Annotated in this window: 13 protein-coding genes; 3 read left to right on the top strand and 10 right to left on the bottom strand. The window is 45.4% G+C overall.

What is annotated here, in order from left to right; all coding sequences use genetic code 11:
- Positions 1 to 4 precede the first annotated feature (4 nt).
- Both thiM and thiE read left to right on the top strand, forming a co-directional pair.
- Positions 5 to 829, top strand: a complete 825-nt coding sequence (thiM, locus tag C9I98_RS04325) for a hydroxyethylthiazole kinase (RefSeq protein ID WP_051901840.1) — start codon at positions 5 to 7, stop codon at positions 827 to 829.
- Positions 830 to 842: 13 nt separating this feature from the next.
- Positions 843 to 1457 (top strand): thiamine phosphate synthase, encoded by a 615-nt coding sequence (gene thiE / locus C9I98_RS04330; RefSeq protein WP_036816876.1) that lies wholly within the window; start codon positions 843 to 845, stop codon positions 1455 to 1457.
- 59 nt (positions 1458 to 1516) lie between these two features.
- Here thiE and C9I98_RS04335 read toward each other — a convergent pair whose 3' ends face one another.
- From C9I98_RS04335 to queE, 6 genes are all read right to left on the bottom strand, one after another.
- Positions 1517 to 1735, bottom strand: coding sequence for a VF530 family protein (locus C9I98_RS04335; RefSeq protein WP_036816878.1), 219 nt, complete (start codon positions 1733 to 1735; stop codon positions 1517 to 1519).
- 138 nt (positions 1736 to 1873) lie between these two features.
- On the bottom strand, positions 1874 to 2440 hold the full coding sequence (locus tag C9I98_RS04340; RefSeq protein ID WP_036816879.1) for a hypothetical protein: 567 nt from the start codon (positions 2438 to 2440) through the stop codon (positions 1874 to 1876).
- A gap of 96 nt (positions 2441 to 2536) precedes the next feature.
- Positions 2537 to 3055, bottom strand: a complete 519-nt coding sequence (locus C9I98_RS04345; RefSeq protein WP_036816880.1) for a DUF2937 family protein — start codon at positions 3053 to 3055, stop codon at positions 2537 to 2539.
- 290 nt (positions 3056 to 3345) lie between these two features.
- The gene (gene asnS / locus C9I98_RS04350; protein WP_036816882.1) at positions 3346 to 4746 is read right to left on the bottom strand and encodes an asparagine--tRNA ligase; all 1401 of its coding nucleotides are present in this window, start codon (positions 4744 to 4746) and stop codon (positions 3346 to 3348) included.
- Between the two features lie 213 nt (positions 4747 to 4959).
- On the bottom strand, positions 4960 to 7767 hold the full coding sequence (locus C9I98_RS04355; RefSeq protein WP_036816884.1) for a hypothetical protein: 2808 nt from the start codon (positions 7765 to 7767) through the stop codon (positions 4960 to 4962).
- Between the two features lie 229 nt (positions 7768 to 7996).
- Positions 7997 to 8665: a 7-carboxy-7-deazaguanine synthase QueE gene (queE, locus tag C9I98_RS04360; RefSeq protein ID WP_036816338.1), complete on the bottom strand. Its 669-nt coding sequence runs from the start codon at positions 8663 to 8665 to the stop codon at positions 7997 to 7999.
- A 339-nt stretch (positions 8666 to 9004) separates the two neighbouring features.
- Between queE and mlc the strand changes: the two genes are divergently transcribed.
- Positions 9005 to 10222, top strand: coding sequence for a sugar metabolism global transcriptional regulator Mlc (gene mlc, locus C9I98_RS04365; protein ID WP_036816328.1), 1218 nt, complete (start codon positions 9005 to 9007; stop codon positions 10220 to 10222).
- Positions 10223 to 10360: 138 nt separating this feature from the next.
- Here the strand turns inward: mlc and C9I98_RS04370 are convergent, their stop codons facing one another.
- From C9I98_RS04370 to prsT, 4 genes are all read right to left on the bottom strand, one after another.
- Entirely contained in the window at positions 10361 to 11107 is a 747-nt protein-coding gene (locus tag C9I98_RS04370; protein WP_036816330.1) for a PEP-CTERM sorting domain-containing protein, read from the bottom strand.
- Between the two features lie 140 nt (positions 11108 to 11247).
- A complete protein-coding gene (locus tag C9I98_RS04375) occupies positions 11248 to 11637 on the bottom strand; it encodes a VanZ family protein (RefSeq protein ID WP_036816333.1) in 390 nt (129 codons plus the stop codon).
- A gap of 10 nt (positions 11638 to 11647) precedes the next feature.
- The gene (locus C9I98_RS04380; protein ID WP_036816335.1) at positions 11648 to 12391 is read right to left on the bottom strand and encodes a S1 family peptidase; all 744 of its coding nucleotides are present in this window, start codon (positions 12389 to 12391) and stop codon (positions 11648 to 11650) included.
- A 48-nt stretch (positions 12392 to 12439) separates the two neighbouring features.
- Positions 12440 to 15202: an XrtA/PEP-CTERM system TPR-repeat protein PrsT gene (gene prsT / locus C9I98_RS04385; RefSeq protein ID WP_036816337.1), complete on the bottom strand. Its 2763-nt coding sequence runs from the start codon at positions 15200 to 15202 to the stop codon at positions 12440 to 12442.
- Positions 15203 to 15415 lie beyond the last annotated feature (213 nt).

Raw genomic sequence — 15415 nt, forward strand, 5'->3', positions numbered from 1 at the left:
GGAAATGAATACAGACACTTATTCACAGGTGCCGGCGCAGGTACAGGCGGTTGTTGATGCCTTGCAGCTGTTACGTGACCAAAAGCCCTTGGTGGTTAACGTGACCAATTATGTTGTGATGAACAACACTGCCAATGCACTGCTCGCGGTGGGGGCTTCGCCTATCATGGCTCATAGCCGTGAGGAAATGGCAGAAATGATGGGATTCGCTGGTGCCTTGGTTATCAATATCGGCACATTAGATAGCAATTGGTTGCCACGTATGATCCATGCTGTTGAGCAGGCGAATGCGAATAAGAAGCCAGTTGTACTCGACCCTGTGGGCTGCGGTGCCAGTCAACTACGTACCAAGGCATCGCGTGATATTGCGGCTTTAGCGGATAACTTGATTATTCGTGGTAACGCATCTGAAGTGATAGCCCTTGCCGGTGAGCAAGCGCAGTCTAAGGGGGTAGATGCCTTAGATAGCAGCGATGCAGCGGTTAATGCGGCCCGACACCTGGCTACTGAACATTTGTGTACTGTAGTGATCTCTGGCGCAACAGATTATGTCGTGACGAAAGACTCGGTCATAGCGTTGGAAAATGGCCATGAGATGATGCCGTTTGTCACGGGCATGGGCTGTTCCCACACGGCTTTAACCGGGGCTTTTGCTGCCATTGGTGAAAACGCAGGCCTTGCCGCCACTGCTGTGCTAGGAGTTGCAGGTGAAATTGCCGCTGAGAAGTCAGCAGGGCCGGGGAGTTTGCAGCTCAACTTGCTTGATGCCTTATATCAGCTTGATGAGACGATTTTGCGTGAACGCTTGCGTATTCGTGCCGTTAATTAAGAACCGTTGAAAAATGTATAACTATCAACTTTATCTTGTTACTGACGAAAACCAAGATCTTGAGCAGCTTGAGTTTGTGATTCGAGAAGCGGTTGCCGGTGGGGTCACTATGGTACAACTGCGTGAGAAGCATGGTGATGTGCGTGAGTTTATCAAACGGGCCCAGGTGCTGAAGTCTTTGCTATCAGGCACCGGCGTGCCACTGATCATTAACGACAGGGTCGATGTGGCGCTGGCGGTGGATGCCGATGGCGTGCATCTTGGGCAGTCGGATATGCCAGCTGAGTTGGCACGCCGTCTCATTGGCGATGATAAGATTTTGGGGTTGTCGGTCGAAAACGAACTGCAACTTGAAGCGGCGCAATCCCTGCCGGTTGATTACTTGGGTCTGAGCGCTATTTTCCCAACGCCAACCAAAACCGATACGGTTCACGCCTGGGGCATTGATGGCCTTGCGAAAGCGGTAGTCACCAGTCAATTGCCTTTGGTTGCTATCGGCGGTATTAACGAGGGCAATATCAAGGCGATTGCTGATACGGGAGCCGCGGGTATTGCACTGGTTTCTGCGATTTGCCACGCTGAGTCACCGAAGGCAGCCAGTGAAAGCCTGCTTGCCTTGATGCGCTAGGCCTGCTTTTTTCAGTCTGGTTGATATCATTGGCCAGACTGAATTCCACTTATATAAACCTAAATAAAGAAAGTGTCGATGTAGAGTTGCTCGACTCTTTCCCTTGCCCACTGTGTTTTTCTCAGTACTTTCAGGCTTGATTTAATCGTTGGTTCATTAAGGAAACAACGGATTTTAGTGATTTCACCAAGCTCCTCCCAGCCGTAGTGGTCAACAAGTTCACCGAGTAGGGTTTGTAGGGTGATACCGTGTAATGGGTTGTTGGGCTGGTGGTTCATGCTGTCTGCTTCGTTGTCAATTCAGGAGGCGGCACTATACCAGTTCGGCCTTGATGATTAAATCCTAAAAACCGAGAGAGAGATGATAAGCGGCGGTATATACCGCCACTGGTAATGTGCTTCTTTAGCCATCGGCGTTTAGTTGAGGGAAATCTCTCCCTCGTGCTGGTTTAACAGCATCTTTTGAACATTGAAGCCGCAAAGCATCAGGATCAAGCACCAATTCAAGAAAGGTAAAGTACCTTTTGTCAGGCTTTCGGCGAGTTGGGCTGGTTTCCATTGAAAAGCGTCGCAAAGGCTATCGATAGTTATACCTGTGAAGGTATTTTCACCGATAACACGTTTAAACTCTTTTTCGCTCGGCATTTCAAATGCACTGCAATTTTTGAATGCAGTTGGTTTGAATGCACGCATGACTTTTCTGGCATCGACCTCAATGGGTTGGCCGCTATTTTGAATATTAGGGCGACCAGCAAGTGCAGCCAGGAAACACCAACATGGGTAAGGGATGTTTGAGACGATTTCCGGCTCACGCTTGTAGCGAGACATCCAGTCTGAGATTTTCTTCTCTTGTAAGCCTGTTAATCGGGCGAGGGTTGCACCGTCATAACCGTATTCTTTCAGCAAGTTAATAATTTCAGCAACTTCTGAAACGAAAGGTTTGCTCCAGCGACTTGAAGACTCGAAGGTGGCTTCTCTGATCATAGTAGGCTCTATAGGTTAGTAGTATTGCTTAAACGAACTAAGCAGTTTGGCGTAAGCTTATTCCAACCCAATGGGTAAGTCTATGTCTAGCAGCGGTTAGCTTTGGGATGCGGTTGTCTGGGCGCTGTTTTTCGGCTGGCGACGAAATAACATCAACGGTAAATAAAGAGTAGCGTTAAGCCCTAGCGCCATTGCTATACAAATGGCAATACTCTCAATGTCAATGGGAATGCCTGGTGTATAGTGAGCAAGTACCCGTTGTAGCTCGTCAAACCTGGCTGGGTTAAACATAAACAGTGCTTTATCTAGCAGATGTCCGGTTGAAAGTGTGTCTATTGCCTGCTCTAACCCTTGATGCTGGTTGAGTATTTCAAGCTTTTGCTTTGCATCAAACCGAACCACAGCATTTGATTCTTGCAAAAGTGCGTTAATCATACTTTCGGCACTGCTATAACCATGTTGGCGTGCATTGATGCGGTATGCATTTACTTGTTGGCTGGTCGCGTCGTAAAAGCCTGACAGGTACTGCAAATAATGGTCTGCGAGCATGGGGATTTGCAGCGTGGCAACCAACAGCCCGCCAAAAATTAGCCTATCGATTATCCGCTTTATCATGTTGCCTCCCTGCTGCGACTTCCTCTTGCTTTAATAAGCTGAGGAAAGCAGCCCAAACCTCTGAAACTTAACCGCTATATTAATATATAGCGCATTGCTGGTGTAGAGTGTTCGGTTGATGTCAAAAGTATTGGTCGGCTGTGGAAGATAAGTACGTGGAAGATAGAGACGTGGGTTCGCAGAAGCGGGGATTGGGATGAGTGCAGGCTAAAAACAAACAGGACGAGCATCAAGCTCGTCCTGTGAAATAGTATGACCTATGTGAGATAGGCTTTTTCTTCTAATGCTGATTAGAAGTTTGCAGAGCGCGGTGCACGTGGGAACGGGATCACGTCACGGATGTTTGCCATACCTGTTACGTAAGAGACCAGACGCTCGAAGCCCAGACCGAAGCCTGAGTGAGGTACAGTACCGTAACGACGTAGATCGCGGTACCAGTCCATGTGCTCTGGGTCGATGCCAATCTCAGCCATACGCTGGTCAAGTAGCTCTAGGCGCTCTTCACGCTGAGAACCACCGATGATCTCACCGATACCCGGCGCTAGAACATCCATTGCAGCTACTGTCTTGCCATCGTCGTTCAAGCGCATGTAGAAAGACTTGATGTCTTTCGGGTAGTTCTTCACTACAACAGGTGCTTTGAAGTGTTCTTCTGCTAGGTAGCGCTCGTGCTCAGAAGACATATCAATGCCCCACTCAACATCGAACTCAAAGTCACGGCCAGAATCTTTCAGGATCTGGATTGCGTCAGTGTAGTCAACCTGTGCGAAGTCAGAAGAAACAAACTGCTCTAGACGGGTGATTGCGTCTTTGTTGATGCGCTGTGCGAAGAACTCAAGATCGTCACGGCGCTCTTCAAGTACGGCTTTGAATACGTACTTCAGCATGTCTTCTGCTAGCTTAGCTGCGTCGTCAAGCTCAGCGAAAGCAACTTCTGGCTCAACCATCCAGAATTCCGCTAGGTGGCGGCTGGTGTTTGAGTTTTCAGCACGGAAAGTCGGGCCGAATGTGTATACCTTGCTCATAGCACAAGCATACGCTTCTGCGTTCAACTGGCCTGATACAGTTAGGAATGTTTCTTTACCGAAGAAGTCTTCGTTGTAATCAACATTGCCTTGTTCTGTGCGTGGCAGGTTTTCCATGTCCAGCGTTGAAACGCGGAACATTTCACCAGCACCTTCACAGTCAGAAGCGGTGATCAGTGGAGCAGATACCCAGATATAGCCCTGCTCGTGGTAGAAGCGATGGATAGCTTGAGACAGGCAGTTACGTACACGGGCAACCGCGCCAATCACGTTGGTGCGTGGGCGTAGGTGAGCCACTTCACGCAGGTACTCGATAGAGTGACGGGTTTTCGCCATTGGGTAAGTGTCTGCATCTTCAACCCAACCCACGACTTTTACTTCTGTCGCAGCGAGTTCAAAATCCTGGCCTTTCGCTGGTGATTCAACAATCTTACCAGTAACCTCAACAGAGCAACCAGTTGTCAGCTTAAGCACTTCATTCTGGTAATTATTTAACTCATTAGGGACCACGGCCTGAATCGGGTCGAAACAAGAGCCGTCATAAATGGCAAGGAAAGAGATTCCAGCTTTGGAATCACGACGTGAACGGATCCAGCCGCGAACAGTGACTTCACTGTCTACCGCTAGCTTACCGCTTAGTACGTCTGTTACAGGCGCGTAAGTCATGTTTAAATTATTCTCCGTTAAGGCACTTTGTTAGTGCGCTTTAAGATACAGTCCAAAGAACCAATATTACCTGTCTTACGTCAAGCATCAAGCCTGAATATTCAATGTAAGGCCAAATAGATGGACTAATTACGCTAATTCTATACTTGGCTGGTCGATATTTGTTCATGTGAATGAGAAAAAGCCCATTTAGGGCTTTTTCCGGGTTAGTGCTTAGGGAGCTGGCGGAGGAAAGGCACATACTTCACCGTCATTGAGAATGGTGCCAGCCGGTGGCCCCGTTTCTTCTTCACCCTCTGCAGGTGGAGGCGCATTAGGATCCGGCTCTGGTTCTGGAATGATAGTGATTGTAGGCACATCACTTGCCGGAATGAGGGTGACGATATCGCTCCACATTTCACCTTCATCGGCAGCAAACGACAGTGTCTCATCGGTCTGCCAACGGTTTTGATGGTTGAACGCCTTGATGGCAAGCTGCAAACCATCGGTGTCGGTGATCTGGATACGTTCGTTCATCGAACCGTCAACGGCTTCATAATAAAGCGTGCCGTCTTCTTCTATTTGCCAGCGGATGGCAAAGTCAAATCCACAGCCGCTTTGGTCAAGGTAGCGGCCTTCGAAAAAGTCACCATCAAAAGTATCGCTTAGCTGCAAATAGCGGTTATTATCACTGGCGAATGTTATCGCCATGTCATCAGCATTGTTGTTTGTTTGCCCAATGAGCAGTTTTTCGGTAAAGACTGGATTGCGGTCAAACCAGATGACCTTACATTGCTCGACTTGGTTTTGGTATTCTGTAACACTTCGCTTCGCAATCGGTGTCGCAGTTGTCGAATCCCATCCTGAGTCTTGTGTCGCGCAGTTGGCTAGCTCACCCGGCGCATATTCCTTGCGCATTATGCTGTCGATAATGTTTGCGGTTGGTGTTGACTCGTAAGATTTTAACGCCAGCAAGTTCATCGTATAGTCATAGGCGGTCATTGCCCAATAGGTGAACTCTTCTGGGCTATTCGTGTCGTCTAGCAAAGTTAAGTAACCAGACTCGTTCAGCGACCAACTGCGGCTAGGCGCAGGCTGCGCGATCGTATCAACAAAATATTCCCAAGAGTTATCAGCGAGTAGACGCTCCGCAGTGATTTCACCTTGCTCGGAAATATGGACAAGGGTTTTGTCCACCAAGTCATCAACTCTTGATGTCGTAAAGCGTTCATCCCCGCCGCATTCGGTTACTGCATTCAGGAATAAATCTTCGTTGGCTGATGAGGTATTGCCAAAGGCGCACAGATCGAAAGCGGGGAGGTTATCTCGGCTGGCTGCGGCAAAAATTTGGCTTTGAGCATCGTTGTCAAAACCGGCAAAGTTGAATTCGCCATTATCGAGTAACGTTTCCCCGATGTTGACAAAGCCATTTTCACCTTCAACTAAGAACAAGTTTAAGCTTTCAAAAGGGTAGCTATCCGCGAGTTGCTTTATAACGATAGGGACATCGAAACGGAGCAGCGATTTTCCCCCAGAGGAAGTACTCGACCAAACGCCTAGTTCTTGAATCGTCCACTCATCGCCAGCGATGTTGGTCCAATAGCGAATAGTAAAGGCACCATCGTCGATAAATTCTACAACCACGTTATCACTTAATTTGAAGCCGTTGACATTGGTAATATCAGGTCCAGTGTCTTCTAAAGCACTAATCACATCATTTAAGCTTGTGTATGCCGCTTCAGGTGTGCTGATAGGCGAGACTCGGCAGGTATCTTGGTTATTGCTGAAGTCGCAGAGGAGGTAGGTTTCGTTTTGTGGGCGCCAGGTAAAGTAGAAGCCTGAAGCACCTTCGCTAAAGGTTTGATTTGGCTGGATGTATCGAGTGATATGATGGTTTTCTTTACTGGACAGAAAATCATGCATCTTTTTGGCTTGTAGTGAATAAACACCAGCACTTAAGATCACACCAAGTTCATCCCCTTGGGATAAGCCGGCATCAGTCATCAGTGCAGATGCAGGTAAAGCGCTAATGACTTTTAGGTAACTAAATAGAGGAATCCAACCTTCATCGGTTAGGACAAATTTATTGATGTCTTCCGAGCCAAAGGCTGTCGTGCCACTGAGGTAAGTAAAGAACTCCGATAGATTAATGTCTTCATTGCCTGATTTTTCCCAACGAGATTCCACAATAGTGGTTTCGCTACCATCATAACGAGTTACATCGCTTCTAATGCCACTACCGTTATTGTTATTGAAGGTACTTACTTGCCAGTAGCCGTCGGTTAATATTGCTTGAATGTTTGCTTCAATGGCTTCTTGTTCAGTAAAAAAGCGCTCGATTCGTCCTTTCATCATTGACTTGACGATCGACAGTGACATGAGATCTTTCAGGGTGAGGCCTTCCATCCCGATTTTTGGGAACAACGTGTCTCTCAGGTCTTCAGCAACTTCTTGTAAGTCGAGGTAGGCTAAAAGATTTTTACTTCCCGAGCCGTTTTGAAATGCTTCGGTAAATACCCCCCAATTCCCATCGGCAGCAACACGCTGAGTCAGGGCTAAGTATGCAAGGGAAGACTCGAGGGTGAGAGCCAAGCGTTCGCTGGCTAAAGGTACCATGTACAAGCCTTCAGGAAGTGCTTCACCGATAGTGAATTGGGGCTGGCCGGCAAGGTCGACAAGCAAAACGGCGTTGATACGAACCCTGAGATTACCAGTAAGGGTGTAGGTACCATCATCTTGAGATGCCCAATTGGTAATTTCAATTTGCTCGATGATTTTCCCTTTGTCATCTAACCAGACTGCCGCAAAGTTATCCTCATTTAGCGTCGTAATCGCATCGGCATAAGCCTTACCAATAAAGCTTATGCTGGGGGCTTTTGCCGTAGGTACGAGGGGGGTGGGCAAGTCCACTGACACAGTGAAGTTAGTAAGGACAGGAGCCGGTGGGCCACTGGTTTCCTCGGGGCTGTCGCTTCCCCCACCACAGGCGGTTAAAAATAGGCTGCAGACAGCCAATAGGCAATATCCCAGATAACTGCGCATAATTTTTCCCCAGTACATATCGTTTTGTATTTTTTTATCCGGTTGCTACAGAATTATTCCAATATTTCTAGGCAACACGGGGTCATTGTTTTGAGTAACTGAGTCAATTATAGGAATGGTGGAGCGGTACAAAGTTAGGATAGAAGACATGTCTCGAATATTGAGCGAGAGTCTAAGAATTAAGACTCTCGCTTCACATTCAGCAAGAATGTAGCGTTAACGTTAGGTGTCAGGCAATAGCAAGGTATTTGTGGGTTTGAATCGATAGTCGCCAGTTGCGTTGAATGCAGGTTTCGATGCAAAGCTCGGTAGCGCGAGGCTTTTGGCTGATAGGCTGAAGAGCAACAACCACATCTTTTTTAAGATTTTTACCTGCCATGAGTTCATCAAGTTGCTCAATGTCTTTTTGGGTCCCAACAGGGTGTTTTATTTCATTTGCCCTTTCCAACGCTTCTTTAATTACTGGAAGCTTGGCTTTCATGTTTATTTTTGGTGACACCGTTACCCAGGTTTGCTCGGTCACCTTAACTTCAGACGTACCACTCGTTTCAATTTGGCATTGGAAGCCTGCACTTTCCAGCGCAGTTGTCAGCGGAAGCAAGTCGTAAATGCATGGCTCGCCACCGGTAATAACAACATGTTTGGCTGTATATTGTTGTGCTTGCAATAGCCCCACGATGCCATCGGCATCTAGCTCAGTCCATCGCGGAGAATCAGCCTTTTTTGCCATAACGTCATTAATTGAAACGTGATCTTGCGGCTCTGCCGTCCAAGTTTGCTTAGTGTCGCACCAAGCACAGCCTACAGGACAAACTTGTAGACGGACAAAAATGGCAGGCACACCAGTGAAAACGCCTTCACCTTGAATCGTTTCAAAGACTTCGTTAATTTTATACACCGCTAACCTCATGGTGGATTGAACTTGATTTATGCAGCCCGCTATTATGACATTTCATGAAAAATCTGTCTTGGCTAAATCTGGTAAGATAGGCGCGATTATACGTAGTAAGGCGAATAAGTGATTAGTATCAATAATAAAATTGGATAAATTTTGTGAGCAAAAAAACATCGGGAAATTTACCACTGGCATGCGGGCAAATGCACAAAAATTGAGGTTATTACATGATTCATCGTGACCAATATCACGGACTTTGAATATTCAGCTTCACAATTACTTCGCAAAGTAAAAAAATTAAACTTAACTTTATTATTGGCACCTAACGTTTGGAGTAAAGGCATGTATGTCGCTCAGCCTGGTCATATTGACCATATCAAAAGAAACAATGCCGGCAGCGTCTACAAGCTTATTGATCAGTACGGGCCGATTTCGCGTATTGAGTTATCTAAGCGTAGTCAGCTAGCGCCTGCTAGTATTACGAAAATCACCCGTGAGCTGATTGAAGCGCACCTGATTAAAGAAACCAACATTCAAGAATCAGCCAGCCGAGGGCGACCAGCTGTCGGTCTCGTGCCTGCTAATGAGGGGTGGCAATTCCTATCGCTGCGATTAGGTCGAGGATACCTGACTATCGCATTGCATGAGTTAGGCGGTGATATTCTGGTCGAAGAACGCCAAGATATCGAAGTCTTGCAACAAGATGATGTATTGCGAAAACTGTTAACTGAAATAGACACTTTCTTTGCTAATCATGTCAGTGAACTCGATCGTATCACCGCCATTGCTGTTTCATTGCCTGGCTTGGTGAATGCAGACAAAGGTGTGGTTCTGCAAATGCCACATTATGATGTGCACAACCTAGAACTAGGGCCGGCTATCCATGAATCAACGGGTCTGCCTGTGTTTATCGGCAACGATACGCGTTCGTGGGCACTTGCTGAAAAGCTGTTTGGTAATTCCCGTGATGTGGCCAACTCTATTTTGATCTCTATTTACCATGGGGTAGGGGCAGGCATTGTGTTAGATAATGTCGTGCTTCAAGGCCGCATTGGCAATATTGGTGAGTTGGGCCATATACAAATCAAGCCATATGGTAAGCGCTGCTTTTGTGGCAACCATGGCTGTTTAGAAACTGTTGCAAGCCTGAAGGCGGTGTTAGAGCAGGTTGAGCAGCGACTTCGAGAAGGCCACCCGTCTTCGCTACACGGTAAAACACTCACAATCGAGAAGATATGTGATGCCGCCGTCGATGGCGATACACTTGCCCGGCAGATTATTGTCGAACTTGGCCATAACCTAGGTCAGGCCATTGCCATTATGGTTAACCTGTTTAACCCTGAGAAAATCTTGATTGGTGGTGAATTCAACCGAGCAAAAGAGGTTCTGTATCCGGCCATTATGGAATGCGTCAGGACCCAGTCACTGCCAGTGTACAACCGGGACTTAGTGATTGAGCAAAGTTGCTTTTATACCCAGGCAACGATGCCGGGAGCGGCACTAGTGAAACAGGCGATGTACGACGGTCACTTGCTGATGAAGCTTATCGAAGAAGGGTAAGAATTAGCATAGTCGTGGTATTGGAGAGAATTGAAAAGAGAAGTACGTAATTTCTTGCTTGGAAAAATCAAAAAACCAGCCATCGGCTGGTTTTTTTGTTACTTTGAGAAGTACAACTAACATGGTCAACTTAAAAAACTAATTTGTACGCTTACGACGACTACCAACAAATCCGAAACCAAATAGTCCTGCACCGAATACGGCGAGCATGGATGGCTCAGGAACTACCCCGAAAGAATCGATTGCAACATCTGCGCCCTCTGCAATGCTCATAAACCCAAAAGCTACCGCGCCAACATTCATCAGATCAACAGAATCAAACAAGTCTAAATCAAGGTAAACCATACCGGTTGCACCAGCACTATTTGTGCCGGTAACGACCTGATTCATACCAAATGTATCAAAAACCTGAATGTAGTAATTGAAGCTGCCTGCCAGATCACTGTATACGACATCAAAGTAAAAGTCAGTGTGCAAGCTGATATCAATACCGCCTAGGCCTTGGTTATTGACATTATTGACACTCGAGTAATGTGACATTGCATTTTTTGGATCACTTGAGCTGCCGTCATAAATAATCTCGACTTTTGAAAGGGCACCAGGACCATTTGACCAAGATAGGTATGGGTAATCAGGGTCACCGGCCATAATTGTTGAGTCAAAGAAGTCGCTACCGGCTTGGGTGACAGTAAGTTCGGCATCGCGCTGTCCTCCCATAATTCCACTAACATTGGCAGTTGTTGAACCCGAATGGTAACCGGTACCAATACTTGATAGGTCTGGGCCCGTACCATGATTAACTTCAAAATCATCAAAAACCCATAAGGTTGCATTGGCACTAAATGTTGCTCCCATTAATGCTGCCGCAATTAATATATTTTTCATTGTGAATCCTTGGTTATTGGGTGCCTGTGGTATTTATAAAGCAATATAGAGGCCAAGAAATTAATGCTTGATATATTAACCGGTTAGGAGAAAGCAGTGATGGTTTGCTAGCACGAATGTAAAAAATGCTGACATTCTTGCTATGACGTGAGTTGAGTTAACTTACGATAAAAAAAGACAGTGATAAATCCAATAGCTACACCAAGCATGTTAGATATTGCGTCAAGTAATGATCCTTCCCGGCCTGGTATGTAACTGGACTGTATGAACTCAAGAAGCAGTCCGTAGCCACAAAGAGTGAGAGATAGCCATAATAAGTGACGCAGGTGAACAAAAATAAAATGTGCAATTAAGACAAAACAGCAATAAGCCCCTAAATGCAGAATCTTATCTAATAAAAGAATGCCGTATTGGTCGAAGTCCATAATGTCGCCATCTTGAGCCCCACCAATCAAAGAGAGATGAGTAATCAGGGCGGTATAGAAAATAAAGATGACAGTAGCAATCAAACCATGATGATGATTAATCATTGAACGCTCGCTACAGGTTAGCTATCAGGTTTTTCAAGTGCTTGATGGGAATCGCATATGTGATGGCACTCGGTGAAGATATTGCTGACTCACGTGTTGATTTAACTAGTACTTTATTAATAACAGCAATGACTTCACCCGATTCAGGGTGGTAGACAGGGCTTCCACTGTTACCCGGGTATGCCGTTGCATCAAATTGGTACACATAATATGGTTTTTTCAGCTGCTTTAGTTGTTTTGCTGAAAGTTGCTTCGCTGTGTTAGCTGGTATGGCGATAGGTGTAATACTGGAGATAATACCTCGGTGGGTGGCTGGATATAATCCGAGAATCGCGCCGATCGGAAAGCCAGTAAAGCTATATAATTCACCTTCTTGAACTGATTGTGAAGATAACTTGACTGCGGGTAGAGAAGGGCCTGATACGCTCAATAGCGCGAGGTCGTGCTTACGATCGCGGGATATGACCTTAGCTGTCCTTACTTCAGGTTGGTTACCAACACCAATAAACACGACAAAGCTCTCGGTCCCTTTTAAATGCTTGCTATCAACGACATGATCATTGGTCGCAATTAAATTATTACCTACAACAAACCCCGTACCGCGCAGCTGGGCTCTAGGTGTCGAAAGCTTATTGTATGTACCTACCCCGACGATAGAAGGCTTGATACTTTTGATTGTTTCGGGCAACCCAGCCAAAGTGGGCGTAGAAAAAATGCTGATAAATAGAATGGAAATAGAGTAAAACCATTTCATCAAATACTCCCTCCCCCTTAGAGGCTTATACCTCTAAGGGGGATATGGTTACTGAGTTAGCTGCTGTAGCTTATCTTTTAGTTCAATGTGGTGAGGCTCTGAAGGCGCAATACCTTTTAAAATCGATTTTGCCTCAATGTGTTTATCGTTTTCGATCAAACTCTCCACATAGTGCAAGCTGATCTCAATGTTAGTTTTGCGGTTTTCATATGCCATTTTAAGCGGCTGTAAAGACTGTTCGGTTTTGCCTGATTTAAGCAAGCAGAAACCATATGTGTCCTGTACTTCTGGCAGCGTTTTAGCTAACTCATAAGCTTTTTCTGCCGACTGACAGGCTTGGGTATAGTTTTGCTTTTCCAGGTAAAGCCAAGCAACATTATTCAAGGCAATGACGTTATTTGGTTCACGTTGTATGATAGCTTCATATCGCGCTATGGCCTCATCGGGTTTGCTATCAAGTTGTAGTTGAGCAAGCATCAAGGAAAGTGGCTGGGCGGCCTCTCCATACTGTTCAATGACGCTTTTCAGAAAAGATGCCGCTTTGTCGGCTTGGTTATTCGCAACATAGGCATCTGCAAGATCTTTAGCGGTTTGTAAATTCTGTTGCGCACGATAGCGGCTCTCTTGTACTTCTACGACTTTACTGTATTGCTTGTTGTTTTGGTAAATCTTAGCCTGCAAACGAAGGAAATACGGCGTTTTCTTAATTTCGTCAGGTTGATCATTAAGAATCTTTTGGCTTGATGCTAATCGGTTGTCGTGTATTAGCAATCCGGCTTTCATCAAGTTGAAACCAGGCTGGTCACTAAATAGCGCTTGGGCTTCATCCGCGACCTTTATCCCTTTGCTATAATTTTTTGTTAACTCGCTAAGTTGGATTGTCTTTATATAGGCCTGAGGGTTTAAGCGGTCGACTTCGAGCCATTTCTCAGATGCTTGTAATGCTTTGCGGTAAGATTTTTGGTTTTGATGAAAAAGTACGAGTAACCCCCAGCTTTGCGCTGACTGTTGGGACGGGGTTAAGCCATTGATGATTGATATCGCTTTATCCATACCACCTGTTGCGCCATAAGCCCGTGCCAAGACTAACTTCATGTTGACGTTTTCAGGGCTTTGGTCAGTCTTGGTTTGATAAAACTTAAGTGCCTGATCGACTTGGTCAAGCTCAGCGGCATACTTGAATAGATGTTTTGCGATAACGAAATTATCAGGTGTTTGCTCAGCTAAACTAAGCGTTTTATCAAATGCTGACTGTGTGTCACCTTCTGCCGCTTCTATCTGTGCAAGCGCAATGGCGGCAGAGACATTGCCAGGATCAGTGCTTAACACTTGAGAGAAGAGCAACTTTGCGTTGTCGTAATCTTTTTGCTTTAGAGTAATGAGGCCTTTGATTAGAATGGCATTAATATCCTCAGGGGTTGCTTCAAGCCAGTCATCAACAACTTGTTCCGCAGCTTCGTTGTTTCCTTGTTTTAGGTGGTAGTAGGCTAACCCCAGATTTGCCTCAGGGAGAGCGGGATCGACCGACAATATTTGCTGTAAGTTGTCGATACCACTTGTATCATTGTTGGCTAGTTTAACTAAACCTAATCGAAGATCATTACTGTTGGATGAAAGGGAGCTGGCTTTTTCTGCTAACTCGAGAGCATCACTATTTCGGCCAATCTTGGCGAACTCGACACTCATGGCTGAAATAAAGTCACTATTAACTTCGGATGATAAATCGAATCCTTCGAGTGTCTTTAATGCCCCATCAATTTGTCCGAGCTTGAATTGCGTGGAAACATACATTCGCTTAACAAAGTGATCATTAGGTACAAATGGCACAACTTTAGTAAAGTAGTTATTTGCCTGCTCTATCTGCCCATTCGAATAAGATGTGACACCTGCGATTAGGTAAACACTCAGATTTTGCGAACCGTTATTAATTGCTAATTCAGCATGTTTTTTTGCTTCATCAAAATTTTTCAAATTGTACTGAATTGCTGCTTTAAGCTCATTTGCCAGTACGTGTGAGCTGGAGAGTTGTAGCAGATAACTGACATACTTATCTGCTTCTTGATACTTTTCAGCACGAACCATAGCCTGGGCAAGGAATAGTGTGTAATGAACGGCATCAGGTGAGAGCTCAACAGCTTTTTTGTAACTTTCAACCGCTGTTACGTGTTGGTTAGCAGCAGTATTTAGGTGGCCAAGCAATAGCCATACATCGCTGTTTTCAGGGTGAAGCGAAGCCATGTCAGTGACAATGCTTATGGCCGAATCCAGTTGTTCATTTTCAGCCTCGATACTCGCTTGGCTAAGGGAAGAGTATAAAGTATCAATACCTGATTCTGTTGCGAGTTCTAATGTGTATTCGGCTTCATCAACTTTGCCATTTTGTAGCAAACTGAGTGATTTGATAGATAACAACTCCGTCATTACCTCTGGGCTGTTAGTACGTGAGTTATCTACAAGCTGGGTCAAAGCCTCCAAATCGTTCATACGTAGTAGTGCACGGGCTAACAAAGGTTCTATGATGTCTCGTTCTGCTCCGTTTCTTATCGCGCGGTTAAACTCTTTTTCTGCTGAAGAAAAGTCTCCTCTTTGGAGGTAGATATCGGCGAGTAATTTCCTAGGTTCCATTGCTTTACTATCTGCTTGGATAGCGTTTTTAAGGTTAATAATAGCTGCATTTTGATCGTTATCTGCAAGGGAAGATAATGCTCTATCGGTGTATTCTTCAGAAGAGATATCACTACATGAAGTAACGGAAAAGCAGATGGCTACAAAAGCAATGCGGCCAAGGTTGCGCACAAAAGTATTAATCATAATAACCAATTCCCAGTTTTGCGAATAAACACTCCTTTACCTAGGATAGTAAAATTTTGACAAATTACTGCTATAGAAGAGAGTGGACGGGATAACTACACAAATTTCTTAAGCTATGTAGCACAGGCTGAGGTAAATCAAAATGTATCAAGTCTATATATAACAGTGGGTTAGGTGGAAAATGATTGGCGATAAAAGTGTTTTTCAAGGAAA

Source organism: Photobacterium sanctipauli (genome assembly GCF_003026495.1).
Classification (GTDB): Bacteria; Pseudomonadota; Gammaproteobacteria; order Enterobacterales; family Vibrionaceae; genus Photobacterium; species Photobacterium sanctipauli.

Coding starts and splice junctions, on each gene's coding strand:
- C9I98_RS04335 (WP_036816878.1), bottom strand. CDS start 1,735: ATGAACCACCAGCCCAACAACCCATTACACGGTATCACCCTACAAACC.
- C9I98_RS04340 (WP_036816879.1), bottom strand. CDS start 2,440: ATGATCAGAGAAGCCACCTTCGAGTCTTCAAGTCGCTGGAGCAAACCT.
- C9I98_RS04345 (WP_036816880.1), bottom strand. CDS start 3,055: ATGATAAAGCGGATAATCGATAGGCTAATTTTTGGCGGGCTGTTGGTT.
- prsT (WP_036816337.1), bottom strand. CDS start 15,202: ATGATTAATACTTTTGTGCGCAACCTTGGCCGCATTGCTTTTGTAGCC.
- asnS (WP_036816882.1), bottom strand. CDS start 4,746: ATGACTTACGCGCCTGTAACAGACGTACTAAGCGGTAAGCTAGCGGTA.
- C9I98_RS04380 (WP_036816335.1), bottom strand. CDS start 12,391: ATGAAATGGTTTTACTCTATTTCCATTCTATTTATCAGCATTTTTTCT.
- thiE (WP_036816876.1), top strand. CDS start 843: ATGTATAACTATCAACTTTATCTTGTTACTGACGAAAACCAAGATCTT.
- C9I98_RS04370 (WP_036816330.1), bottom strand. CDS start 11,107: ATGAAAAATATATTAATTGCGGCAGCATTAATGGGAGCAACATTTAGT.
- thiM (WP_051901840.1), top strand. CDS start 5: ATGAATACAGACACTTATTCACAGGTGCCGGCGCAGGTACAGGCGGTT.
- C9I98_RS04355 (WP_036816884.1), bottom strand. CDS start 7,767: ATGCGCAGTTATCTGGGATATTGCCTATTGGCTGTCTGCAGCCTATTT.
- mlc (WP_036816328.1), top strand. CDS start 9,005: ATGTATGTCGCTCAGCCTGGTCATATTGACCATATCAAAAGAAACAAT.
- C9I98_RS04375 (WP_036816333.1), bottom strand. CDS start 11,637: ATGATTAATCATCATCATGGTTTGATTGCTACTGTCATCTTTATTTTC.